The following is a 26,567-nucleotide window of genomic DNA, read 5'->3' on the forward strand; positions in this document are numbered from 1 at the left end:
GCAAATCATTGCAAAATTCGCTTATTGTTTTTCAATCAAAATTCAAATGGAACCAATATGATTGGCGCGTTGATGCTGGACATTGCCGGCACAGAACTTACTAAAGAAGATATTGAACTATTACAAGCTCCGCAAGTCGGTGGCATGATTTTATTTGCACGAAATATTGAATCACCACAACAAGTCCGTGCTTTAACCGACCATATGCGCCAAGTTCGCCCAGATATTTTGATTGCTGTCGATCAAGAAGGTGGTCGAGTTCAACGTTTAAAATCTGGCTTTACGCTATTGCCAGCGATGGGCCGCTTTGGCGAACTCTATATCACCCAACCACAAAAGGCGCTTGAACTGGCTGAACAGTGTGGTTGGTTAATGGCAACTGAAGTCTTGGCTGTGGGGATCGATTTTAGTTTTGCACCAGTTTTAGACCTTAATGCAATTAGTGATGTGATTGGTGACCGTGGCTTCTCTAAAAACATTGAGGATATTGCCCCACTTGCTGGCGCATTTATGCGCGGTATGAAAAAAGCTGGAATGGCAAATACCGGTAAGCACTTCCCTGGTCACGGTTCAGTAAAAGCAGACTCTCATGTTGCTGCTGCAATTGATAGCCGCAGTTATGACGAAATTTATAACCATGACATGCAAAGCTTCATTAAGCTTATGCCTGAGCTTGATGCACTCATGCCTGCACATGTGATTTATGATCAGGTTGACCCAAATCCGGCAGGTTTCTCACCGTTCTGGATTAAAGAAGTTCTACGCAACCGTTTGAAGTTTAATGGTGTACTTTTCTCTGATGATTTAAGCATGCAAGCTGCTTGTGTAGCTGGTGGCGCAGATGCACGTATTCAGGCCGCTCTGGCAGCTGGCTGCGATATGGGGCTGGTATGCAATGACCGTAGTGCAGCATGTACAGCACTTGAAGGTATTGCAAACTTAGAGCTACCAAACCAAGAACGCCTTGAACGCATGCGTGGCCAAATTCCACAAATTCAGATTGGTGAAACTTTATCGCTTGGAAATGAATGGCAAGCTGTCAAAACAGCCATTGAAGAGTTTAAAAATTCGATCTAAATTATGAATACGTAGAAGCGTCATCTGCAACCTGAGCAATGCAAAAGCGTTAGCGCTTTCGCATTGCGCAAGACAAACGAAGTGCGTAGCATTTACTAAAGCATAGCTTTCGTTTTACGGTACGGCAAAGATAATTAATCTTTGCTATTCGTACCTCAGGTTTTGCCTACTTTTGCCAAATGAGAAACATCGTTTCGCAAGGTAGGTCGAACCGAAGGTTAATCCCGATATGAAACATTTAAAATAGCAAAACTCCGCCGTGATGTATTAATCAACTTAAATGACGTAATTTCAATTCAAGATCTTATAGCGCTTAGGCAATGAAGATCACAGAAAAACAATAAATCGAGTTCAGGACGAATGACACAACACCTTTCAAAACACCGCCACATCTCTTTTACAGCCCACTATACGGGTTATATCTGGTATCAAATGGGGATCTCACACGAAGCACTTGCTACCAGTAAAGGCAAATCACTGGCATATTTAGTTCACCCATTAGAGTCTTGGGCAGAGAAATATGTGGGTGGCAGCATGCGCACGACGCTTAAACAGCGCCATACCATGCTTGATCATAATTTAGAGAAGTTGATTCAAGAAAATCCTGATTTACAGGTGCTTGAAATTGCCTGTGGTTTATCACCACGCGGCTGGTGGTTTAGACAGCATTACCCTTCGATTACCTATCGAGAGCTTGATTTACCCGATATGGCACAAACCAAACAAAATGCCCTACAACAAATTGAAAAAAATGCCCCTGAGGTTTTATCAGTCGATTTATTTACCGAAGCCTTTGCACAAGCGTTTGAAGTGTTTAATCCTAACCGCCCACTGGTTGTGATTAGTGAAGGTTTAATTAACTATTTTGATAAAGACTTATTAAAACAACTGATCCAATCGATTGCCCACTATGGTGCTTCTTTTAAAAAGTTCCATTACTTAACCGACCTTTACCCTGAACCCGTTAAAAATAAACTCGCCAGTATTATCTGGAACAGCAGTAAATTACTGAAATTAATGTCTCGCAGCTCTTTTAGTTTTCATTTTAAAACGCCACTTGAGGTGAAAGACTTTTTTAAAGATGCAGGATTTAGTCAGGTGAGTGTTGAGCAACCACAAATATTCTTTGGACAAGTTTCTAAAGAGAGAAGTGAAGAACATTTAGGTGGCTTAGTTTGGACCATTCATGCCCAAACAAAATAATAAATATAAAAAAATGGAAGCTCGAAATAAACGAGCTTCCATTTATAAAAACCTAATTAAGCAGTTTGTTTTTGACGGACAATAAAACGACTTAAACGATCAGCAAGCTCAAAACTGCCATGCTTAAATAAAGCACGGATTCCTTGTTCAGTAGCTTCAAAGATTAAACATTCAATTGAGAAAGGGCCTTCCTCATCTTCTAAATGCAGAGCCAGATCCCGTGGGTGTTCATTTACAAAGTCGAGCTGTGTCACATCATCGAACTTCAAGTACATCCCAAAGAAAGTCACGTCCACAATCGTCACTGGCAATTCTGTTTTACATTCACGGTGGCTCAGTTTCGTTTTAGGCTGGAGAACTGGAATCCGTTCCTCACCTCGGCGCTCCATACTTTGCATTTGTTCGCGCGTCATTGGAATAATGCCATCCAAATTTTGGATAGATTCACCTTTTAAAAATGAAGTGAACAAACTCATGGTTTCTTTACGACGCTGGAGCTGTGGTACATGATCTGCGTTTGCAATTAGTGCAAATTCCATATCTGGACATTGCAAAGCAAAATTGGCATTTTCATGAGGCAGAGTAAAACTGTCATACTGCCCTGCTGCAACCAGTGTTTTACACTTTGGAATCGGCACATCTGTTAAACGCAAAAGTCGATTACAGTTAATGTCATAACGTTCACGCTCGGTACCCGTAAACTCAGCCATTTGCCTAAAAAATAATTTTTTAGCTGTAGGTGACATACGGGTTTTATCTAACTTGGCATGATTGACCAAATATAAAATGACCGCTTGCCCAAACTCTTCCATACGGTTTTCTTGCATGAGTTTGAGCGATTCTTCCAAAATCATTCGCCAGCTTTTACGGGTCTTTTGCATAACACCCATCAAAATCATGCGATCCATCAGGTCTGGACGGTGATAAGCAAAACAAGAAGCAACAACTGAACCCAACGACATTCCCATTACAGAAACTTTTTGAATTCCAACAATATCTAACCAGCGACCTAACATTTCTGATAAATCAGGTAGTTCTAATGTTCCAGCAGAAATTCCAGTATCCCGATTGGTAATTTGTTGATTTGCGCCCATTGATGGCAAGTCAATTAGAATGACCGGACCACTTTCAAACAGTTGCTCAACACAATATTTATAAGAGTTAAAATTTTGAAAAGCGCCGCCAACAATCACGATTGGTGTTTTGTGAATGGTTTTTGGATCTGCAATCGCCATGTATTCAATTTTCCAGCCGTCAATCCATGTGGTACGAGCTGGCTGTTTAAAACTATCTCTATGGTAGATATCGAAAAACCCAAAACCGGCATAAGCTTGGTTTATCTCCGAATCCATTTGAATAATGGAATTCATATCCTTGCTTCCTCCTTGCTGTAATTTTTTTATGCTGCAAGAGTTCCTTCTTGAACATGTAATCTTTTATGCACAAATCTTTAAAATTTGTATTAGTTTGTATTGCACAAGTCCATTCTAAACAATTGTCTGAAATATACGCAATCGCTGAAATGACCGCTCATCTTGTTTAAGCCGCTAATAGTTTTCAAAATATTTAAATGTTTTTTTATAGCGGTCACATTTTTGAAAAAAAGCCATTCATTGTTCCGCATTTGACTGCTACTATCGTAGTCATTGGTAAATGATTAAAAACTGCTATGCAAGATTCAATTGAACAATACATGCAAAAAGTTGGGCAACAAGCACGTGAGGCTTCACGCGTTTTAACAAGTGCTTCAACTTCGCTTAAAAATCATGCACTCTCTGCTATTTATACTGCTTTAGAAAATAATCAGGCAGCAATCTTGGCGGCGAATCAACTCGACATGGAAAAAGGCCGTAACAACAAGCTTGATAGCGCCTTACTTGATCGTCTTGAGCTTACGCCCGCACGCTTTAAAGGGATGTTGCAAGGTTTAAAAGATGTGATCGCGCTTGTCGATCCAATTGGGGAAATTACGGATCTTGCATATCGCCCCACAGGTATTCAAATTGGAAAAATGCGTGTGCCTTTAGGTGTCGTTGGTATGATTTACGAATCACGTCCAAACGTTACCCTTGAAGCTGCATCTTTAGCGATTAAATCAGGTAATGCCATTATTTTACGTGGTGGTTCAGAAGCACTTGAGTCGAATAAAGCGATCGCAGAAGCGATTAAACATGGTTTAAAAGTTGCTGGTTTACCTGAGCATTCAGTACAAGTGATTGAAACCTCTGACCGTGCAGCGGTTGGTCACCTCATTACCATGGCTGAATACGTAGATGTAATTGTTCCACGTGGTGGTAAAAGCCTAATTGAACGTGTAACCAATGAAGCTCGCATTCCTGTCATTAAGCATCTTGATGGTAACTGTCATGTGTTTGTAGAAGCTCAAGCCGACTTACAAAAAGCATTACCAATTACATTGAATGCCAAAACACATCGTTACGGTGTTTGTAATGCGATGGAAACACTGCTTGTTGATGAAAAAATTGCAGACGTTTTCTTACCACGTATTGCTGAACTTTATGCTGAAAAACAAGTCGAACTCCGTGGCTGTCCAGAAACACGTCGTATTTTAGGCGCTTCTGTAAAACCTGCGACAGAAGAAGATTGGTATACCGAATATTTAGGACCAATTCTTGCTGTTAAAGTGGTTAGTGGTATTGATGAAGCAATTGACCATATCAATAAGTATGGTTCACATCACACCGATGCCATTGTGACTGAAAACTATACTTTGGCTCGTCAGTTCTTGGCTCGTGTAGATTCGAGTTCAGTCGTGATTAATGCTTCAACTCGTTTCGCTGATGGCTTTGAATATGGCTTAGGTGCTGAAATTGGTATCTCAACAGATAAAATTCATGCACGTGGTCCAGTTGGTTTAGAAGGCTTAACTTCTCAAAAATGGATTGTGTTAGGTGACGGTCAAATTCGTCAATAATCAAGCCATTCTTGCAAAAAAAACGCCTGATCAATTTCAGGCGTTTTTTTATTATTTAAATTATTAGCAACTATAAAAAAACCAGCCCAAAAGCTGGTTTTTTTAATCGTATATCAATTAGAAAATAAAGTCGGTATTCACAAATTTCGAATAGTGCTCAGACACCATAGAAGCCAGCATACCTTTGCTATCATCGGTCTGTTTAGCAGCAATCATAGCGCGGATAGAAAATGCACGTAACGCATCATGCACAGACAGTGTACCTTCCGCAGAATCTTTACGGCCACCGAATGGGAATACATCTGGACCACGTTGACACTGACAATTGATATTTACACGACAAACTTGATGTACAAGTGTATCGACTAAATGACCAATTTGCTCGGGGTCGCTACCAAAAATACTCACCTGCTGACCATGATCAGAAGTCGTAACATATTCCAGCACAGTTTCAATGTCATCATAAACAGAGACAGGCACCACTGGACCAAACTGTTCTTCGCGATACAGTCTCATACCCTCTGTCACTGGATAAACTACAGCGGGATAGAACATGGTTTTGCAGAACTCACCACCTTCCGGATTAACGACTTTAGCTCCTTTTGCCACGGCATCTTCAATGACTTCAGTCATATAGGTTGTACGATGCATGCCTGGCAACGGAGTAATAAATACACCCTTTTCCCAAGGCATACCCACTTTTAGTTTAGCCAGCTCAGCCGTTAAACGCTTAACAAATTCGTCAGCTATTGACCGATGTACCATCAGCATTTTAAGCGCAGTACAACGCTGACCATTAAAAGACAATGCCCCCAACAGGCACTCTTTCACCGTCAAATCCAAATCAGCATCTGGCAGAATAATGGCTGCGTTCTTTGCATCTAATCCCAGAATCGCACGCAGACGGTGAGATTTAGGATGTTGTTTTTTCAAGTGATCGGCCACTTTACTAGAACCAATCAATGCCAATACATTAATTTTTCCAGATGCCAACAGATGCGGCACCACCAATGAACCTGGTGCATAAATGGTATTGATCACACCTTTTGGAAATGAATCACGGAATGCTTCCAACAATGGTTCAAACAATAAGGTACCAAATTGAGGTGGTTTAAAAATGATGGTATTACCCATCAGCATGGCCGGAATCAAGGTAGCAAAGGTTTCGTTCAGCGGGTAGTTGTACGGTCCCATACACAACACGACACCTAATGGAGTACGACGGATTTGACCAATCGTACCTTCAGCAATCACAAAGCGGGAGTTGGCATTATCCAGATCTTTCAGGGCATCAATCGTTTGACGCATATAGGTGACAGTACGGTCGAACTCTTTTTCTGAGTCCGCCAAGCTCTTACCAATTTCCCACATGATCAGTTTAACAATGAGGTCTCGCTGTTCCACCATACGCTGAATAAAATTCTGCATACAAGCAATGCGCTCACCAACTTTCATCATTGGCCATTCACCACGACCATTATTGTAGGCACGTACTGCAGCTTCTAACGCTTCGTCACTTTCTTTCTCACCCATGACTGGATAACTACCAAGCTCAACTTGCTGCAAGCTACCGTCAGGTTGCTGAATCCAGATTGGAGAGAATGTCTTCTTGGTTGAACCAGCCCATAACTTCAACTCACCATCCACTAACGAGATACGCTGATGAATCTGAGATGGCAGACGTACGCTGTCAGGAATACTATCTACTGGGGGAAATTTATGTTGTAAATTATTTGAATGGCTCATTATTCTTATCTCCAATTATTTATAAATTTAAACCTAGCCTGTTATGAACAGGTCTAGTTTGTGTGAATACCAGTACTGTTACCGGTATTCACCTTGCTTGGGCCTCAGGCTATAGAGCCATCAAGATGTGAGTTTTAAATGAGGTTATCCTCGACACACACTATCAGTCACCCCTAACTTCTGGATGACTTGTTCAATGATCTGTTCTGGTGTGAGCGCAATATCAATAGCAATTGCTTCATTCACATCAGGTTCCTCTAATGTATCTAGCTGAGTTTGTAGCAATGATGGGTCAAAGAAATGGCCTGCTCGCTCAGCAAGACGTTGCTGCAACAGCTCATAAGAACCTTTTAAGTATATAAATTTAATATTCTGGTCCTGCCCTCTTAAAATATCGCGATACATCCGCTTTAAAGATGAGCATGTAAATACAGCTGTTTCACCATCTCTTTGTTTTGTTTCAATCGCCTGACGAATGGCTTGTAACCACGGCAAACGGTCTTCATCAGTTAAAGGAATACCTTGGCTCATCTTGCTTTTATTTGCAGCCGAATGAAGCGTATCGCCATCGAGGAACTCACAAGCCAAACGCTCTGATAACAACTCACCGATTAGGGTTTTACCTGTTCCACAGACACCCATTGCAATCACAATCATGGATTACTCACCTTTAATTATAAAATAGTGCTAAGCAGTAGCGTGAAAGATAAACCCAACACCGAAATGATCGTTTCTAATACTGACCAAGTCTTGAGTGTCTGCCCTACTGTCATACCAAAATATTCTTTGATTAACCAAAATCCTGCGTCATTTACATGTGAGAACACCAATGAACCTGAACCCGTGGCAAGGACTAAAAGTTCCGGCCTAACAGCAACGCCAGCCGTAGCTGCAATTGGAGCAACAATACTACAAGCGGTAGCCATAGCAACCGTTGCAGAACCTGTAGCCAAACGAATTAATGCTGCAACAAACCAGCCTAACAATAACGGCGATAAATTTGCCTTTAAAGCTGTAGATACAATCTCATCAGAAATACCGGTGTCACGTAAAATGCCACCAAACCCGCCACCAGCACCTACAATCAACATAATCCCAGCAATAGAAGCTAAACACCCGCCACAGAATTTTTCAATTTGCTCACGGTTAAAGCCCTGCATCGTACCAAAGGTAATAAAACTGACCAGTACGGCAATAAGCAATGCGATATCAGAAGTACCAATGAAACGTAGTACATCATTTGCGAAAGTTTTTGGTGCAAAGAACAGATCAGCCCAACTTCCGATTAACATGAGTACAACAGGCAACATAATCGTAAATAAGGTAATCCCAAAGCTTGGTAGCTCACGAGTCTTAGTCGTATCCGCATCAACAAACTGCTTTGCTAACGGGTTATTTTCAGGCAGTTTGACGTATTTATTAATCCAGAGTGCATACAAAGGCCCAGCCACAATAGCTGTTGGAACACCGACTATTAAACTGTAAGCAATCGTTTTACCAATATCAGCATGATATGCCTGCACTGCCAGCAAAGCTGCTGGATGTGGCGGAATTAAACCATGTACAACCGACAAACCAGCAACCATCGGCAAACCAACAACTAATAAGGACTTGCCTGTCCGTTTAGCAATGTTGAACGCAATTGGAATAAGTAGAACAAAACCGACTTCGAAAAATACGGGAAGACCAACAATAAGAGCAATAAACATCATGGCCCAGTGAATATTTTTCTCACCAAACCATTTAATTAAAGTAATTGCTATTCGTTCAGCACCACCTGACTCGGCCATCATTTTGCCGAGCATCGTTCCGAGCGCGATTACAATCGCAAGGTGGCCCAAGGTTTTACCAGTACCAGCTTCATATGACTTAACAATATCGCCCATTGGCATGCCAACAGCTAAAGCTAAACCGAGTGAAACAATGATAAGAACTAAAAAGGGATAAATTCTGAACTTCGCGATCATAACAACCAATGCAATAATCGCAATTACAGTGTAGATCAGCAACATGCCACCCTGAACCGTCTCCATGGGACACTTCTCCTTGGAATTATTATTTAGGCACACTGCCTAAACAAAAGTCTTCAACCACAGTAATTCCTACTGTTAAGACATTAATTTTTTATATTTAGGTGTGACCAGCACAAACTGGTCACATCAATACAGCCTTTAAAGCACATAGAATGCACTTCATTTTTTATAAATATTGACTACATTTACAATGCTCTCAACTGACTCGCAATTTGAGCTAAACGCGTAATTTCAGCCCAGTCTTGTGCAGCAACAACAGCTTTAGGCGTCAACCATGAACCACCTACACAAACGACGTTAGGTTGCTTCAAGAAATCTGGTGCTGACTCTGCTGTAATTCCACCAGTCGGGCAAAAACGCAAGTTTGGAAATGGACCATAAAATGCTTTGAGCATCTCGACTCCACCTGCTTGCTGCGCTGGGAAAAACTTCACAATGTCATAACCCAACTCAATCGCCTGAATCAGATCACTTGGTGTCATGACTCCTGGTAATAGAGGTAAGCCAGCATCTTGTGCAGCCAAATGTAAGTCTTTGGTCAAACCAGGAGATACACCAAACTTAGCGCCTGCTTTTTTAGCTTGAGCACAATGCTCAGGCTTGGTAATTGTTCCCACACCCACCACAATGTCGTCTGCCAACTGAGACGCTCGCTCAATAGCAGCCAAACCAGCAGCAGTACGTAAAGTAATTTCCAGTACCTTTACACCGCCAGCATGCAATGCACGTGATACATGTTCACCTTGTTCGGCAGAGTCAAAAGCCAACACGGGAATTACTGGGCCTAATTTGACCACATCTTCAATCTTGCTCATTACTTTGTAATTCCTTTGTCTCAAATATGCGCTTGTGGCTCTTCACCAACAAGTGAACCAAACACAGATGCACCATGTTCAGCAGGCGCTGCTGCTGCACGGAATACACCAAATAATTCACGCCCAAAACCAACTTCGTTTTCTGCCTGATGTTCTGGTTGTGCAACAGGGCGTGACTGCCAAGTTTGTTCATCTAACTCAATATCGAGTACACCAGCTTCAGCATCAATAACCAGCATATCTCCGGTTTGGATTTTAGCAATCGGACCGTTGAGTAAAGCCTCTGGAGACAAGTGAATGACTGCTGGTACTTTACCTGAAGCGCCAGACATACGACCGTCAGTGACTAAAGCAACGTGGAAACCTTGGTCTTGTAAAACACCCAACACAGGCGTCAAACGATGTAACTCAGGCATACCATTCGCACGAGCACCTTGGAAACGAACAACCGCAATAAAGTCTCGGTGTAATTCGCCACGATCAAACGCTGCTTGTACTGCTTCTTGAGAGTCAAACACAATTGCCGGAGCTCTAACTTTACGGTGCTCTGGCGCAACCGCAGAAATCTTGATAACACCACGACCAAGGCGACCTTGCATTAAGCGCAAGCCGCCATCTGGCTGAAACGGCGCATCAATGCTACGGAGTACTTTGTCATCGAGGCTCTGAACCACACCGTCAACCCAAGTGAGCTTACCGTCAATCAATTTCGGTTCTTTGGTGTAGTGTTGTAAACCTTTACCCGCCACTGTCGTTACATCGTTATGCAACAAACCAGCTTCAAGTAAGTTACGAATAAGGAAAGCAACCCCACCCGCAGCTTGGAAATGGTTTACATCAGCCTTACCATTTGGATAGATTTTTGCGAGCAATGGAACAACAGCAGACAACTCATCAAAGTCATCCCAGTCAATTAAGATGCCAGCCGCGCGTGCAATCGCAATAAGATGTAACGTATGGTTGGTTGAACCGCCTGTAGCCAGTAAAGCCACAATGCCGTTTATAATGGCTTTTTCATCGACAACATGACCAATTGGTGTGTAGTTGCCTCGCTCAGCAGTTAAGTCAAGTACACGCTTAGCAGCCTCGGCAGTGAGAGCATCACGTAATGGCGTATGAGGGTGAACAAATGCAGCGCTTGGCAAATGTAAACCCATGACTTCCATCAGCATTTGGTTACTGTTTGCAGTCCCGTAGAAGGTACATGTGCCCTGACCATGATAGGCAGCTGACTCAGCTTCAAGTAAGGCATCGCGACCCACTTGACCAGTCGCGAATTGTTGACGGATTTTGGCTTTATCATCATTTGATAAACCGCTACTCATTGGACCCGCAGGCACAAAAATAGTCGGTAGATAACCAAACTGTAAGGCACCAATCAGTAAGCCCGGCACAATCTTATCGCACACCCCGAGACACAATGCGGCATCGAACATATTATGAGAAAGTGCAATTGCTGTACTCATCGCAATTGTTTCACGTGAAAACAATGACAATTCCATACCGGCATTACCTTGAGTAATGCCATCACACATTGCCGGCACACCACCTGCAAACTGAGCAACACCACCATTTTCACGGGCAGCTGTTTTTATAATGTCTGGGAAGGTTTTATAAGGGGCATGTGCTGAAAGCATTTCATTATATGAAGACACAATGCCAATATTTGGTTCACGGCCAACTTTAATAATTAATTTTTCATTATCTTCCATGCTGGCAAAACCATGCGCGAGGTTGGCACATGAGAGTGCTCCACGAGCAGGAAATTTACCTTGGGCATGTTCAATGCGTTGTAAATATGCAGAACGAGTTTTTTGGCTACGCGCGATTACACGCTCGGTAACTTTTGCCAATATTGGGTTCGGCAAGTCCATGCTGGACGCTCCTGTACAACCGGATAAGCCGGAAAAACAAAATAGACCAAATGATATATTTAACGATCATTTGGCAGAGGGATGAATAATATTATTAAGGCAAAAAGCGACATGCAAGCCCTTATAACTCCGAGCAATACTCTAGGCCTTAGCATTAAAGACAAATAATGTTTAAGTTTTAAACAAGGAAATGATTTTATTTTTGACTATATTTACGGGTAAATTAAACATTAATAACTATGAGAAAATTCTCATAATATCAAAGCAATAAAATATCTTTATAAATGGGTGAGCACTGACTTTTTTATACTTAGTTTGATATTAAAAATGTTTATAATTTATCCTTTTTATCCTATATATAAACTATTAAAACTTAATTTCAATTACGTATATTATTTGTAATACTCCCCTCTAGTTTGATTAAAATGACAGCACTTCTTTTTTCTTAAAAAACTTATACCAAATAGTTGAAAATTACCTTAATTCAAAATTTACTTTTCATAAATACATACAAAAAACTGTTTAATTCTTCTACAAAAAAACAATAAATACAGTGGTTAAGCTTTATACTGAACAGATATTAGTTATAAAAAATTTGATGGTCGATAGTGCTTAAGTCTAATGGGCTAAAGTCTATCTTGGACAGAAAAACAACACATGTTAAAACATCACAACCTGCTCTTAATGCATGTTGCAATTAATGCCTTTTGATCAGGAAGTTAGGAAAACTATTTTTAAATCAGGACTTGGGTATTTCAACGTGGCTACATCAGTATTAGTTATTAATTGCGGTTCTTCATCTATTAAATACGCGCTGGTTTCAGACCGTCGTGAAGATCGTATTTATGGTTTAGCAGAAAACTTAGGGGCGGCTGATGCTCGTATTAAAGGAATTACAGTCGGTGGAGAACCACTAGAGCTTTCAATTCCCTATGCTGATCACGCCAAAGCTTTAGAAACTTTACTTGCACGTCTTGCAAACTATAAACCTCAAGCAATCGGTCACCGTGTCGTACATGGTGGAAGCCTCACCAAAGCTGAATTACTTACTCCTGAAATTATAGAACGTATTCGTGCAGCTACTCCTCTTGCACCGCTTCATAACCCAGCCCACTTAATCGGGATTGAAGCAACGATGCGCCTATTTCCTGAATTACCTCAAGTTGCCGTATTTGACACTGCATTCCACCAAACCATGCCTGCGCATGCATACCGTTATGCAATCCCTAAATTTTTATATACAGATCACAACGTTCGCCGCTATGGCTTCCACGGCACAAGCCATGCTTATGTATCTGACCGAGGCAGTGAACTGGCTGGTAATTTCCAAAAAGGCGGTTGGTTAACAGCACACTTGGGCAATGGTAGTTCGACTTGTGCAGTATGGAATGGACAAAGTGTTGATACTTCTATGGGCCTTACTCCGCTTGAAGGCGTTGTGATGGGAACCCGTAGTGGTGATGTCGACCCAAGCTTACACAGTTTCCTTGCAAAAAACCTTGGATGGGACTTAGCGAAAATCGATAAAGTTTTGAATAACGAAAGTGGCTTACTTGGCTTATCACAACTCTCTAACGATATGCGTACTGTGATTGAAGCCTCTGAAAATGGCAACGAAGATGCGCGTCTTGCAATCGAAGTATTTAGCTACCGTCTTGCAAAATCACTTGCTGCACTAAGCTGTGGTTTGCCAAGTATTGATGGCCTGATCTTCACAGGCGGTATTGGTGAAAACTCAGCTTATATTCGTGAAAAAACTTTAGCTTATTTACCTCACTTTGGTTTACAGCTCGATAAAGACCAGAACAACAATTTAAAACGTGGCACAGAAGGCCGTATCGATAGTGGTACAGGCCCACAAATTTGGGTGATTCCAACCGATGAAGAAGGCCGTATTGCCAAAGAAACTCGTCAGGTTGTAGACGTTTCACAAAATACATCTCCTGAAGTTAGCCTTGCTTAATTACAGAAGTCAAAGAACGTTATTCATTTATTTATAGGTTTATATGAATACAATTTTATTAATTCCTACAGGTGAAGGGGTTGGTTTAACCTCTGCCTGCTTAGGTATGATTTATGCACTTGATTGTAATGGGATTAAAGCAGGCTTTTTAAAACCATTTTCTCAGGTAGATCAAGAAAATTTAGACCGAACTACATCTTTATTTGGTCATTTATTTCAAGGTAAAACTGTTCAATCCATTTCTCATGAAAAGTTAACCCAACGCATTGCGTCAGGTGAAGTTGATGAACTACTTGAAGAAGCAGTAAGTCTTCATCGCAGTATTGCAGCCGACAATAATGTCATTATTGTTGAAGGTTTATTGCCAAATGGGCAAGATCATTTTGCCAGTGAGCTTAATGCAAGTCTTGCTCAAGCCCTCGATGCAGAAGTGGTTTTAGTGAGCACTGCTGACATTCAAAACCCACGTAAAACAGCCGAGAAAGTTGAAGCTCACTTGCGTCAGTTTGGCGGTGCAACTTCAAACCGAACAGCAGGTGTACTCTTTATGCGTACACGCGGGTTATCTGAGGAAACAGCTCAGATTCCTGTTGCGTTTGATCCATCGTTACGACCGACTGAAGACATCGCAAAATTTACGACAGAGCTGCAAAAATATAATCGCTACTTTGGATCGAACGATTTACCCATTATTGGTTTAGTCCCATTTAGTAATACCTTAAGTGTACCTAGAACTTTAGACATCGCGAACGTGATTGACGGTCAATGGGTACATCAAGGCGAAGCGAAAACACGTCGTATTTTGCATTCAAGTTTAATTGCCTCAAGCATTGAATATGAACTGAATAAATTCATTGCTGGCGAACTGATTATTAGTGCATCTGAACGTACCGACGTTTTACTTGCAGGTAGCTTGGCAACCAGCAACGGTATTCCATTGGCAGGCTTGGTACTGACCGAACGTGAAGCACCTGCCCCTGAGCTTTTAGAGTTTTGCCAAAGCGCTATCAAACAAGGCTTACCAATTTTACATACCCGTTTAAACACACTGGAAACGGCACAGCGCTTATCTGATTTTGGTAATGAAATTCCAATCGATGACACTGAACGTGCCGAGCAAGTGACTCGTTTTGTTTCAAGTCATATCGATGTCGAATGGCTTAAACAGCACAGTAATAACGGTGCAACTCCACGCCTTTCTCCTTCTGCATTCCGTCATGAGTTAGTGCAAAAATCAATTGCAGCTAAAAAACGAATTGTGCTTCCAGAAGGCGATGAGCCACGTACTATTGAAGCAGCTGCTATTTGTCAGGCGCGTGGTATTGCGCATTGTATTTTGCTAGCAAAACCAGATGCAGTACAAGACGTTGCAAAAGCACGCGGTATTGAACTACCAGCTGACCTAGAAATTATTGATCCGGACAGTATTCGCAACCAATATGTTTCACCAATGGTTGAACTGCGCAAAGGTAAACTCAACGAGTTACAAGCCAAAGATCAATTACAAGACACCGTAGTTCTCGGCACCATGATGCTGGCGCTAGATCATGTAGACGGTTTGGTTTCTGGTGCAGTTCATACAACAGCGAACACCGTGCGCCCTGCTTTTCAACTGATTAAAACCGCACCTTCTTACTCACTGGTTTCATCCATATTCTTTATGCTTTTACCAGATGAAGTCTATGTTTACGGTGACTGTGCAATTAACCCAGACCCTACAGCCGACCAGCTTGCTGAAATTGCGATTCAGTCTGCTGACTCTGCAAAAGCGTTTGGAATTGACCCACGTATTGCCATGATCAGCTACTCGACTGGAACCTCTGGAACAGGTGCGGATGTTGAGAAAGTACAACAAGCGACTCAAATTGCTCAGCAACGTCGCCCTGATTTACTGATTGATGGTCCACTCCAATACGATGCAGCTTCTGTTGAAAGTGTGGGTCGTCAAAAGGCACCAGACTCACGTGTTGCTGGTCGTGCCAATGTATTTATTTTCCCAGACTTAAATACAGGTAACACGACCTATAAAGCAGTACAACGTGCAGCAAATGTAGTCAGCGTTGGACCAATGTTGCAAGGCCTCAACAAACCAGTCAATGACTTGTCTCGTGGTGCTTTAGTAGATGACATCGTCTTTACTATTGCCTTAACAGCAATTCAGGCTGAACAACAAGCTGCTGCCAAATAATTAATATCATTTAATCTTTTCTACCTCTCGCCATTTGATGTCCGCTCAAATGGCTTTTTTTATTCTCAAATAACTGCCTTAGCTGTTGGTTATTCTTAGTTTTAAATCACTTAGCATTGGTCTTATTCGACTTTCGGTCAAAAGATCAACCAATCCCCCACAAGATTGTCTTTTTGTCATATAATTTAGCCCGCTAGCTAACAGCCCGCTCAAGAGATTTTTTGGTATGACAACGATTATCAAACAAGATGACTTGATTACATCAATCAAGGACGCCCTACAGTTTATTTCGTACTATCACCCGCAAGACTTTATCCAAGCGATGAGCCGTGCTTATGATCGCGAAGAAAACAAAGCTGCAAAGGATGCAATTGCACAGATTTTAATTAACTCTCGCATGTGTGCGGAAGGTCATCGTCCAATTTGCCAAGATACTGGTATTGTTAACGTTTTCCTTGAAGTGGGCTTAGATGTTAAATTCGATTTAACAATGAGCTTAGACGATGCAGTAAATGAAGGTGTTCGCCAAGGTTACCTTGAAAACAGCAACGTTCTTCGTGCATCTGTACTTGCTGACCCTGCATTTGGTCGTAAAAATACAAAAGACAACACCCCTGCTGTTATTCACTACAAACTCGTACCGGGTAACAAAGTAGATATTACTGTTGCTGCTAAAGGTGGCGGTTCAGAAAACAAATCTAAGCTTGCAATGCTTAACCCATCTGACTCGATTGTTGACTGGGTACTTAAAACTGTTCCAACTATGGGTGCAGGCTGGTGTCCTCCAGGCATGCTCGGTATTGGTATTGGTGGTACTGCTGAAAAAGCCATGATGCTTGCTAAAGAAGCACTCATGGAAGAAATCAACATGGACGAATTACTTCGCCGTGGACCAGAAAACAAAATCGAAGAACTTCGTATCGAAATCTTTGAGAAAGTAAATGCTCTTGGTATTGGTGCACAAGGTCTTGGTGGTTTAACGACTGTTCTTGATATTAAAATCAAAGATTACCCATGTCATGCTGCTGGTAAACCAGTTGGTATGATTCCTAACTGTGCTGCGACTCGCCATGCTCACTTCCAGCTTGATGGTTCAGGCGTAGCTCATATTCAAGCACCAAAACTTGAAGACTACCCATCAGTAACTTGGGACTCTTCGCAGTCTAAACGTGTAAACCTTGATACCATTACTCAAGAAGAAATGGATTCTTGGAAACCAGGCGATACATTACTTCTTAGCGGAACAATGTACACAGGTCGTGATGCTGCACACAAACGTATGGTTGAAATGATCGACAATGGTGAAGAATTACCAGTTGATCTTAAAGGTAAATTTATTTACTACGTTGGCCCTGTTGATCCAGTGGGTGATGAAGTCGTTGGTCCTGCTGGCCCTACAACTGCAACACGTATGGACAAATTCACACGTAAAGTACTCGAGCATACTGGTCTATTCGGTATGATTGGTAAAGCTGACCGTGGTCCAACAGCAATTGAAGCAATCAAAGATAACAAAGCAACTTACCTTATGGCAGTTGGCGGTGCAGCTTACCTTGTATCTAAAGCTGTTCGTGAAGCTGAAGTTGTTGCCTTCGCTGACTTAGGTATGGAAGCAATCTACAAATTTGTAGTTGAAGATATGCCTGTATCTGTAGCGGTTGATGTAAACGGTACATCAATTCACGCAGTGGCTCCAAAAATCTGGCAAGCGAAAATTGGAAAAATTCCAGTAATCGATGCCGCAGCAGGCTAATCAAGAAAAGCACCGGATTCGGTGCTTTTTTTATGCCTTTTAATATTTTTTGGTAATTGAAAAGAATTGTAACAATTGATTCACCAATCTGTGCTATTAATAAATACACCCACCCGCCATAAATTGCATATAGGTCATTTCATGACTATCCGCCCTATTCTTAAAAATCTCTCAATCAGTCTCTGCCTAAGCTGTATTACAACAAGCTTATTTGCTTCTCCTGCCAAATTAAGTTCAGTCAAAGAACTCATGCAAATGAGCCAAATTGATTATTTGCTTAAAGAATCAATTAATGAATTAACGCCTTATTATGATCAACAAGCTGAACAGATCATCACTAATATTACGGGCATCAAAACTTTAGGCCCGAAAGAAAAAGAGGCAGCGAAAAAGTTAGGCTTACTTTTAAAAGATTCGAGTAACCAGCTCATTAGTAGCCCAAAAACTACGCAAGCCCTACAAGATATTTATTTAAAGACATATACTGAAGAAGAAGTTCAGGCAAATCTGAAATTTTTAAAAACCCCAGAAGGCCAATCGATTACGCGTAAAAACGTACAGATTATGGGGCAAATTTCAGAATATATGATGGAGCTGGGTCAACAAACCTTTAATGACCCTAAAGCACGTGATCACATGCAAGAAGAGATGCTTAAAATTATTGCGCCATTGATGAAGGATAAAGAAAAGTCTTAACTTTTCTTTATCCTTTGTAGGCCATTACCACGTTAAAGGGTTCCATAACTTAAATGGTTTAATCAGATGAACATCTGACTTCTCATCATATTTAGCTGGTTTTAGCTCTTGCGGTTTATGACGTATTTTTCCTGAAGTATCTTCAGCAACAAAATTATAGCTAGAAGATTTAAGCTCAGTAAAAGCAATCTCTCTACGTCCGATATTTTCTTGCATTAACATAAATGGGCCAGTGTGTTCACCACGGTCCATTTTATTTTCTTCATCGTATTTTAAATAATAAGATGTTCCTGCATCGACCGTAATATCAATATATTTTGGCTCTTGGAAATGAATACCTAATAAAGGCCGACTTGCAGAAATACGATAACTTCCTGCTGGTAGTTCAATCCAGTAATAATGGTTATGTAATAAGCTTGGAATTCGTTTGCCATTTACAAACAAATTAATTGCTGCAATTTCCTGACGGTTCCATTTGGTATCTGGCCGATAGAGATAGACTACTGCTGCATGTTCATTTTGCGGTTTAATCGGTACAAATGTCTGGCCTAGTTTTTGGTTGACCCAGCCACCCATACTAAAGCCACCCACATGGTATTGATCAAATACACCGGGTGCTTTATCAACATCAACTTTAGGTAACGTTGCAGTCAGCTCAGCTGGATTCTTTGCTAAGTGTGATGAACTTTGGCAACCCGCAAGTAGTGCGGTACAACTTAATGCAATAATTAAATAACGCATGACATCCCTCAAAGCGTTTTCTTTTGATTTTTCTATATCGCAAAACTATGCGTATTTTGTTTTTTTAGATTAACACCACCTACATGAATTGAAAACAAAAAAAGCATGAATCACTCGCGCGATTCATGCTTTTTAGATGAATGAAATCTAAGCAGACTTCGAATCAATTACTTTTAAATCTGCCTTAGCAACACTTTCATGAGTTGCTGCTTCTTTAGGCTGGCGTTCTGGCTTGTAAACAGGTTCAGCTTCACCATTAATGACTGCTTCATTAATAAAAACTGTTCCTACATCTGTACGACTTGGTAAGTCATACATTGTTTCAAGTAAAACATTTTCCAAAATCGAACGTAGACCACGAGCTCCAGTATTACGCTCAAGCGCTCGCTTAGCAACTGCACGTAAAGCTGAATCTTCAAATACAAGGTCAACATTTTCCATGTTGAACAAGTATTGATATTGGCGAGTTAATGCATTTTTTGGTTCTGTCAAAATTTGCATTAATGCTTCTTCATCAAGCTCTTCAAGCGTTGCAATAACTGGTAAACGACCAATAAATTCTGGAATTAAACCAAATTTTACTAAGTCAGTCGGCTCAACTTGACGGAACAATTCAGCAATTTTCTTGCTTTCATCTTTTTTCTTCACGTCAGCTGTAAAGCCAATTCCGCCTTTCTCTTGGCGCTGTTGTACAATTTTTTCCAGTCCAGCAAATGCACCACCACAAATAAATAAGATATTTGAGGTATCAATTTGAATGAACTCTTGCTGCGGATGTTTACGTCCACCTTGTGGTGGAATTGAAGCTACAGTACCTTCAATCATCTTAAGCAATGCTTGTTGTACACCTTCACCAGAAACGTCACGCGTAATCGACGGATTTTCAGATTTACGTGTAATCTTGTCGATTTCATCGATATAGATAATGCCCTTTTGAGCTTTTTCTACATCGTAATCTGCTTTTTGCAAAAGCTTTTGTACAATATTTTCAACGTCTTCGCCGACATAACCCGCTTCAGTTAAAGTAGTCGCATCTGCCATCGCAAATGGAACATCTAACAAACGAGCCAATGTTTGAGCTAGTAATGTTTTACCTGAACCGGTAGGTCCAATCAGTAGAATGTTACTTTTAGCAATTTCCACATCTTTAGACACATGACCAGACTGCCCGACTTTCAAACGCTTATAATGGTTATAAACGGCAACAGATAATGTCTTTTTGGCAAGATCCTGACCAATCACATATTGATCAAGCGCAGCACGTATTTCATGTGGTTTTGGCAATGCCTTGCTCGCCCAGTCACCTGCTTCAACCTGTTGGCTGGTTTGTACAAGGTCTAAGCAGACATCTACACACTCATTACAAATATATGCGTCCTCGCCCGCAATCAGTTTCCCGACTTCAGACTGCGTTTTACCGCAAAATGAACAATGTTTTTGTCCTTGAGGATGTTCGGACATATTCTCTCCACAAATAGAATCTTAAATATGAGGGCAAGCGATAGGGTTAAATGACTATATGGAGGCGTTTTCTAACAACTCAAGCCACTTAAAACTCCCCCTTATGGACGCTTACTTAATACCTGATCGACTAAGCCATATTCTTTTGCTGCTTGTGCAGTCATAAAGTTATCACGATCAGTATCACGAGCAATCGTGTCATAGTCTTGACCACTGTGTTCTGCCATCAAACGATTCAAGCGTTCTTTAATAAATAGAATTTCACGTGCGTGAATTTCAATGTCTGATGCCTGACCACGGAATCCACCTAATGGTTGGTGAATCATTACACGTGCATTTTCAAGGCAATAGCGTTTACCTTTAGCACCAGCATTTAATAAGAATGCGCCCATAGATGCAGCCTGCCCCATACAGTATGTCACTACATCAGGTTTGATAAATTGCATCGTGTCATAAATCGCCATACCAGCAGTGACTGAACCACCTGGCGAGTTAATATAAAGATGAATATCTTTATCTGGGTTTTCAGCTTCTAAGAACAACATTTGAGCAACAATCAAATTTGCCATGTTGTCTTCAACTTCACCAGTTAGAAAAATGACGCGCTCACGTAAAAGTCGTGAATAAATATCAAAAGAACGTTCGCCGCGAGAAGATTGTTCAACCACAACAGGAACTAAAGCATTTTCAATTGTTGGAACATACATACGTTATTTATTCCTAAATTTTTTGTGACTTAACCTATGGCAACAATATGCGGGATAATTTCTCAAATTGCAAAAGGTTCGCACTGAAATATTATATTATTTATACCTAAGTACTTAATGGCGTACTCAAATTAACCACATACCTAAAAATGAAAAAGGCGCCTAAAGCGCCTTTTCCTGACTTCTTAAAAGATTAGCCCATACGACGAGCTTGTTGTTCTTTCAACAAGTCTTCGTAAGATACTGCTTTGTCAGTCACTTTAGCCGCAGCTAAGATGTGATCAACAACTTGATCTTCTAATACAACAGCTTCGATTTGAGCACGTTGTTGAGCATCATTTTTGAAGTATTCGATCACTTCAGTTGGATCTTCATAAGAAGAAGCCATGTCGTCGATGTAAGCATCAACACGTGATTGATCAACTTCAAGTTTAGCATCAGCTAAAACTTTGCTTACTAATACGCCAAGTTTAACAGAACGCTCTGCTTGTTCTTTGAACAATTCGTCAGGAAGCATGCTCTTGTCAAAAGATTGAGCACCAGCACCACCAAATTGTTGAGTGAACTGTTGAACCATTTGTTGACGTTGACGGTCAATTTCTTGAGCAACCATTGCAGCTGGAACTTCAACTTCGTTAGCAGCAACAAGAGCATCAAATGCAGCTTGTTTAACTTGGTTACGTAAACCATTGCGAACTTCACGTTCCATGTTTTTACGAACGTCAGCTTTTAATTTTTCAACGCCTTCTTCTTCAGTAACACCGAAGATTTTTAAGAATTCAGCATCAATCTCTGGAAGTTTAGGTTTTTCAACTTGCTTCACAGTGATTTTGAATTGAGCTGCTTTACCAGCTAAGTTTTCAGCTTGGTAATCTTCAGGGAAAGTCACATCAATTACTTTCTCTTCACCAGCTTTCATGCCAACGATGCCGTCTTCGAAGCCAGGAATCATACGACCTGAACCTAACACAAGTTTAAAGTCTTCAGCAGAACCGCCTTCAAACTTCTCACCGTCGATAGAACCTTCGAAGTCAAAAGTCACTTGCATGTCTTTTTTCGCCATACCCTTGGTTACAGCCCAAGTTTGACGTTGTTTTTGCAAGTTTTCGATCATAGTGTCAACGTCAGCGTCTTTAATTTCAGCTGTTTTACGTTCAACTTCTAAGCCGTCAAATGCTTTTACTTCAACTTCAGGATAAACTTCTACAGTTGCTTCAAAAACTAAAGCATCTTCTTTATGTTCAACTTTCTCAATGTTCGGCATACCTACCGCATTGATTTTTTCTTGTTGAATTGCTTCGAATACGCTGTCACGAATGATGTCATTCACAACTTCTTGATAAATACTTGCACCGTATTCGCGACGAACAACGTTTGCAGGTACTTTGCCCGGACGGAAGCCGTTGATCTTCACAGTTTTGGCAGTGCGCTTCAAACGAGCTTCAAATTGCTCGTTAATACGGCTCGTCGGTACAGAAACATTTAAACGACGGGCAACGCCCGAAACCGCTTCAGTCGTTACTTGCATGGCTTCCTCGATAAAAATTAGTTAGTAGGAACAGTTTTTAAAAAAGTGCTGTATTATATGACAACTTTCAAGATATACAAAATTAACCGATCAGATCAGTAAATTGAAGGCCGTTTTTCCAGTAAATTTCACAATAATTTTATGATTTTTTAATTTTTTTTAATTCATCCTTAAGCCAAAGTAATTTTTTAGTTATTCTTCATAAATCTAAAATTACAATTAATTTATAAATTATTATCGTTTTTATAAACAGTTAAGAATAATCAATCAATTAGGGAATTTAAGACACAAAACCCTATTAAATCTTTCACATTTTCTTCACAATCCTATCGGCAAATCCAATTAACACAAACTGTACATATAAATAAGAATTATTATTATTCGCATAACGTTTTGTATTTAAGTCCTGAAAGTCATGTCATTGATTAGAACACGTAAAAAAATTGTTTCATCTGCAATCGCATCATCCCTTTCTATGATCGCAACAACTGCAATGGCACAAGAGTCACTTTCACAATTACCAACCATTCATACTAAAGCGACTCAAGAAGAATCTTTAAAGGTAGATCAATCAGCGAATGCAAAATTCGTTGCTCCCCTTTTAGATACTCCGAAATCAGTTTCAGTTATTTCAAAACAACTTATTGAAGATACAAAAGTAACAACATTATCTGATGCATTACGTACCGTACCTGGTATTACTTTAGGTGCTGGTGAAGGTGGTAACCCAAATGGCGACCGACCTTTCATTCGTGGCTACAACTCAGAAAGTTCGATGTATGTAGACGGCGTTCGCAATGCAACTTCTCAAAACCGTGAAATGTTTGCTGTCGACCAAGTTGAAGTTATTAAAGGTTCTGCATCTGCTTTAGGTGGTGCGGGTGGTTCAGGCGGTAGTATCAACCTGATTACGAAAGTTGCGAAAAAAGGTGACTCTCTTGAAGGTTCTGTTGCCGGGGGCACAGATAACTATGCTCGTGTTACTTTAGATGGCAATAAAGACTTCGGTAATGGAGTGGCTGCCCGTGTTATTGTGATGGGGCACCAAAATGACAAAGCTGGCCAAAGTAATGGTGCAGAATATAAACGCGCTGGTATCGCACCAAGTATTAGTTTCGGTTTAGATAGTGCTACCCGTGGAACACTGAGCTACTACTATTTAAAAACTGATGATACACCTGATTCTGGTGTGCCTTATCAATATGACGTCATTAAGAAAGCGACTGCTGGTAAACCGGTTGATGTTAAACAAGGTATTTATTACGGTTGGAAAGATCGCGATTTTCAAAAACAAGAAAACCAGATTGGTACACTTAAACTTGAACATGACTTTAACGATAACTTAACCCTCAGCAATACTGCTGTTTATGGTAAGTCTAAAAATAATTATTTATGGACTCAGCCAGATGACAGCCAAGGTAACATCGTTAATGGTAAGGTTTGGCGCCGTGTAAATACCAATATTACTGATACAGACAGCTTTACTGATCAGCTATCACTAAAAGGTAAGTTCAATACGGGTTCTCTTAAGCACAGCTTTAATATTGGTGCTGAATATAGCAAGCAAGAGTCAGATCGTGGCACAAACATCGTAACCGATCCAAATACTTCACAAATTGGTGGTAGCGGTGCAAATAATGCTTGTTCACTTGCTAACTCAAATGGCTGGTGTACTGACCTTAATAACCCTAATCCAAATGATGCATGGTTGGGTCGTATACAAGCAAACCCAAATGTTACCAACATTACATCTAAGACCCAGTCAATTTACGCATTAAACAACATTGAAATTACACCTCAATGGTTAATTGACTTAGGTGTACGTTGGGATAAATTTGATACTGATGTTAAATACAATAAGGACTCAGGCTCAGGTGCAACGCTCATTAAAGCTGGCACAAAATACAGCTCAAGCAATGACTTCTTTAACTATCAAGCAGGTATCACATTTAAGCCTGTTGAAAATGGTTCTATTTATTTGAGCTATGCAACCTCAGCTAATCCAGTAGGTGTAGATGCTGGTGATGGCTCAGAGGGAATTAGCGTTCCAAACCGTAACACAACCGATGAACAAGCAAGAGCTATTAATAACCTCAAGCCAGAAGAAGTTAAAACTTATGAGTTAGGTACAAAATGGGATGTATTAAATAACCGTTTAAACTTAACTGCTGCAATCTTCCGTACTGAAAAAACTAATACACGTGCTTTAGGCACTGATGGTTTCACAAGAAATATTGGTGAAACACGTGTTGACGGTATTGAATTAGGTGCGAACGGTAACATTACTGAAAAGTGGGCAGTCTCTGCTGGTTACACCTATTTAGATAGCGAAATCGTTGATGGTGGATATGCTAAAGATAGTAACGGCAACTATGTTCCAAGCCCAACAAACGGTAATCAAGTACAAAACGTAGCGAAAAACTCAGCGACACTTTGGACAACTTATAAAGTATTACCACAAGTGACAGTAGGTGCTGGCGCAGTCGCTATGGATAAAGTATTTGGAGATGCTGCAAATACTAAATATGTTCCTGGTTATGTTCGTTACGATGCTATGGCTCGTTATGACGTAAATAAAAATGTTAATTTACAGCTGAACCTAAACAACCTATCAGATAAGCGTTACTTTACTAAAGCTTATGCTTCTCATTATGCAACAGAAGCAGAAGGCCGTAGCGCAGTACTCGCAATTAACTTTAAATACTAAGTTAATTTAGAATCCCATAATATTTTTATGGGTTCTGATATAAAATAGCCTCTATTGTTAGAGGCTATTTTAATTTTCTACTATTATTACTCGCAGGTATCACCGTGATCCACCATATTCCCAATGTATTGAGTAAAGAACAGGTCCAATATTTTCGTAATGAAATGGACAAAATTGAATGGGTCAATGGCAAAGTAACCGCTGGTACACTCTCTGCAACTGTAAAACGCAATCAGCAATTACCTGAAGATCATCCGCTTACTCATCATCTGAGCAATATTATTCTTGAGGCATTAGGCACTCACCCATTATTTTTATCTGCTGCAATACCACTTGATATTATCCCTCCCCTGTTTAATCGTTATGAAAATCAGGAGTCTTTTGGTTTTCATGTAGACAACTCTATCCGTCGTATACGTGGTACAAAAGAACGGCTTAGAACCGATTTATCATGTACTTTATTTTTAAGCGAACCTGAAGAATACGAAGGCGGTGACCTGGTCGTAGAAGACACTTATGGCTATCACGAAGTGAAACTCCCAGCAGGAGATATGATTTTATATCCATCTACCAGTTTGCATGAAGTGACGGCGATTACTTCTGGCTGTCGTATTGCTTCTTTTTTCTGGGTGCAAAGTATGGTGCGTGATGATGCCGAACGACATATGCTGTTTAACCTAGATCAAACAGTACAAAACCTGAGAATGCAGCTAGGTGACAATCATAGCGAAGTCATTAAACTGACCAACCTTTACCATAACCTGATGCGTAAGTGGGCTGAACTATAACTCTATTTATTTTTGCCTTATTTAGTCTAATTAATTATTTTTATCCCAATAAGGCAAAATAATGAAAATTATTTTCGATAAAATATAGAACAATGCAAAATTAGAAAATTATTTTCTGAACACTGAAATTAAAATGTGTATAAGACTTTTGCACAACGTGTAATCATTGTTTAGATGTGATATATCTAAACAATAAGCATATTAGCAAACCACCAAACTTACTATTACATGGTCTATAGATGAAAACGAATCACTTGTTTGCCCAGCCTACTCAAGCAAGACATCATCTCGAACTCCTGATGTTGCGCCTCGCGCGCGTATAAATTTTTGTCTGCATTTTAGAGCAGACCTT

Annotated in this window: 19 protein-coding genes; 9 read left to right on the top strand and 10 right to left on the bottom strand. The window is 40.5% G+C overall.

The features are described from left to right. The first annotated feature begins 57 nt into the window (after positions 1-57). Positions 58-1,077 carry a beta-N-acetylhexosaminidase gene (nagZ, locus tag ACG59Z_RS04790; RefSeq protein ID WP_400198126.1) on the top strand — a complete coding sequence of 340 codons (1,020 nt, stop codon included), beginning with the start codon at positions 58-60 and terminating at the stop codon, positions 1,075-1,077. A 360-nt stretch (positions 1,078-1,437) separates the two neighbouring features. Then, complete coding sequence (locus ACG59Z_RS04795) at positions 1,438-2,280, top strand: class I SAM-dependent methyltransferase (protein WP_400198128.1); 843 nt, start codon at positions 1,438-1,440, stop codon at positions 2,278-2,280. 56 nt (positions 2,281-2,336) lie between these two features. Here the strand turns inward: ACG59Z_RS04795 and ACG59Z_RS04800 are convergent, their stop codons facing one another. Beyond that, positions 2,337-3,650, bottom strand: a complete 1,314-nt coding sequence (locus ACG59Z_RS04800) for an alpha/beta fold hydrolase (RefSeq protein ID WP_400198130.1) — start codon at positions 3,648-3,650, stop codon at positions 2,337-2,339. Positions 3,651-3,949: 299 nt separating this feature from the next. Here ACG59Z_RS04800 and ACG59Z_RS04805 point away from each other — a divergent pair, with 299 nt between their 5' ends. Continuing rightward, positions 3,950-5,215 carry a glutamate-5-semialdehyde dehydrogenase gene (locus ACG59Z_RS04805; RefSeq protein ID WP_039250396.1) on the top strand — a complete coding sequence of 422 codons (1,266 nt, stop codon included), beginning with the start codon at positions 3,950-3,952 and terminating at the stop codon, positions 5,213-5,215. Between the two features lie 117 nt (positions 5,216-5,332). Here ACG59Z_RS04805 and ACG59Z_RS04810 read toward each other — a convergent pair whose 3' ends face one another. The 5 genes from ACG59Z_RS04810 to edd form a co-directional block, all read right to left on the bottom strand. Beyond that, entirely contained in the window at positions 5,333-6,961 is a 1,629-nt protein-coding gene (locus tag ACG59Z_RS04810; protein ID WP_274785914.1) for an NADP-dependent glyceraldehyde-3-phosphate dehydrogenase, read from the bottom strand. A gap of 144 nt (positions 6,962-7,105) precedes the next feature. Next, positions 7,106-7,618, bottom strand: coding sequence for a gluconokinase (locus ACG59Z_RS04815; RefSeq protein WP_004698777.1), 513 nt, complete (start codon positions 7,616-7,618; stop codon positions 7,106-7,108). Between the two features lie 17 nt (positions 7,619-7,635). Next, positions 7,636-8,994, bottom strand: coding sequence for a gluconate:H+ symporter (locus ACG59Z_RS04820; RefSeq protein WP_004698779.1), 1,359 nt, complete (start codon positions 8,992-8,994; stop codon positions 7,636-7,638). A gap of 185 nt (positions 8,995-9,179) precedes the next feature. Then, positions 9,180-9,809: a bifunctional 4-hydroxy-2-oxoglutarate aldolase/2-dehydro-3-deoxy-phosphogluconate aldolase gene (gene eda / locus ACG59Z_RS04825; RefSeq protein WP_400198133.1), complete on the bottom strand. Its 630-nt coding sequence runs from the start codon at positions 9,807-9,809 to the stop codon at positions 9,180-9,182. Between the two features lie 20 nt (positions 9,810-9,829). After that, positions 9,830-11,683, bottom strand: coding sequence for a phosphogluconate dehydratase (gene edd / locus ACG59Z_RS04830; protein WP_400198135.1), 1,854 nt, complete (start codon positions 11,681-11,683; stop codon positions 9,830-9,832). Positions 11,684-12,443: 760 nt separating this feature from the next. On the opposite strand from edd, the gene ACG59Z_RS04835 reads away from it, so the two are divergent. The 4 genes from ACG59Z_RS04835 to ACG59Z_RS04850 all read left to right on the top strand — a co-directional run bounded on the left by ACG59Z_RS04835 (position 12,444) and on the right by ACG59Z_RS04850 (position 18,283). Continuing rightward, a complete protein-coding gene (locus ACG59Z_RS04835; protein WP_019458067.1) occupies positions 12,444-13,646 on the top strand; it encodes an acetate/propionate family kinase in 1,203 nt (400 codons plus the stop codon). Positions 13,647-13,689: 43 nt separating this feature from the next. Continuing rightward, positions 13,690-15,834 (top strand): phosphate acetyltransferase, encoded by a 2,145-nt coding sequence (pta, locus tag ACG59Z_RS04840; protein ID WP_396480439.1) that lies wholly within the window; start codon positions 13,690-13,692, stop codon positions 15,832-15,834. Between the two features lie 226 nt (positions 15,835-16,060). Continuing rightward, a complete protein-coding gene (locus ACG59Z_RS04845) occupies positions 16,061-17,587 on the top strand; it encodes a fumarate hydratase (RefSeq protein WP_151794251.1) in 1,527 nt (508 codons plus the stop codon). A gap of 141 nt (positions 17,588-17,728) precedes the next feature. After that, complete coding sequence (locus ACG59Z_RS04850; RefSeq protein ID WP_004710671.1) at positions 17,729-18,283, top strand: DUF2059 domain-containing protein; 555 nt, start codon at positions 17,729-17,731, stop codon at positions 18,281-18,283. 24 nt (positions 18,284-18,307) lie between these two features. Here the strand turns inward: ACG59Z_RS04850 and ACG59Z_RS04855 are convergent, their stop codons facing one another. From ACG59Z_RS04855 to tig, 4 genes are all read right to left on the bottom strand, one after another. After that, complete coding sequence (locus tag ACG59Z_RS04855; RefSeq protein ID WP_400198137.1) at positions 18,308-19,024, bottom strand: DUF2846 domain-containing protein; 717 nt, start codon at positions 19,022-19,024, stop codon at positions 18,308-18,310. 147 nt (positions 19,025-19,171) lie between these two features. After that, positions 19,172-20,485: an ATP-dependent Clp protease ATP-binding subunit ClpX gene (clpX, locus tag ACG59Z_RS04860; protein WP_004710673.1), complete on the bottom strand. Its 1,314-nt coding sequence runs from the start codon at positions 20,483-20,485 to the stop codon at positions 19,172-19,174. Positions 20,486-20,586: 101 nt separating this feature from the next. Then, a complete protein-coding gene (clpP, locus tag ACG59Z_RS04865) occupies positions 20,587-21,192 on the bottom strand; it encodes an ATP-dependent Clp endopeptidase proteolytic subunit ClpP (RefSeq protein ID WP_000289452.1) in 606 nt (201 codons plus the stop codon). Positions 21,193-21,385: 193 nt separating this feature from the next. Further along, positions 21,386-22,720 (bottom strand): trigger factor, encoded by a 1,335-nt coding sequence (gene tig, locus ACG59Z_RS04870; RefSeq protein ID WP_263612886.1) that lies wholly within the window; start codon positions 22,718-22,720, stop codon positions 21,386-21,388. Between the two features lie 415 nt (positions 22,721-23,135). On the opposite strand from tig, the gene ACG59Z_RS04875 reads away from it, so the two are divergent. Beyond that, positions 23,136-25,427, top strand: a complete 2,292-nt coding sequence (locus tag ACG59Z_RS04875; RefSeq protein WP_396480433.1) for a TonB-dependent receptor — start codon at positions 23,136-23,138, stop codon at positions 25,425-25,427. Between the two features lie 104 nt (positions 25,428-25,531). Next, the gene (locus ACG59Z_RS04880; RefSeq protein WP_400198140.1) at positions 25,532-26,215 is read left to right on the top strand and encodes a Fe2+-dependent dioxygenase; all 684 of its coding nucleotides are present in this window, start codon (positions 25,532-25,534) and stop codon (positions 26,213-26,215) included. Positions 26,216-26,567: the final 352 nt, after the last annotated feature.

It is taken from the genome of Acinetobacter sp. ABJ_C1_1, assembly GCF_044684115.1.
In the GTDB taxonomy this organism is placed as follows: Bacteria; Pseudomonadota; Gammaproteobacteria; order Pseudomonadales; family Moraxellaceae; genus Acinetobacter; species Acinetobacter nosocomialis_A.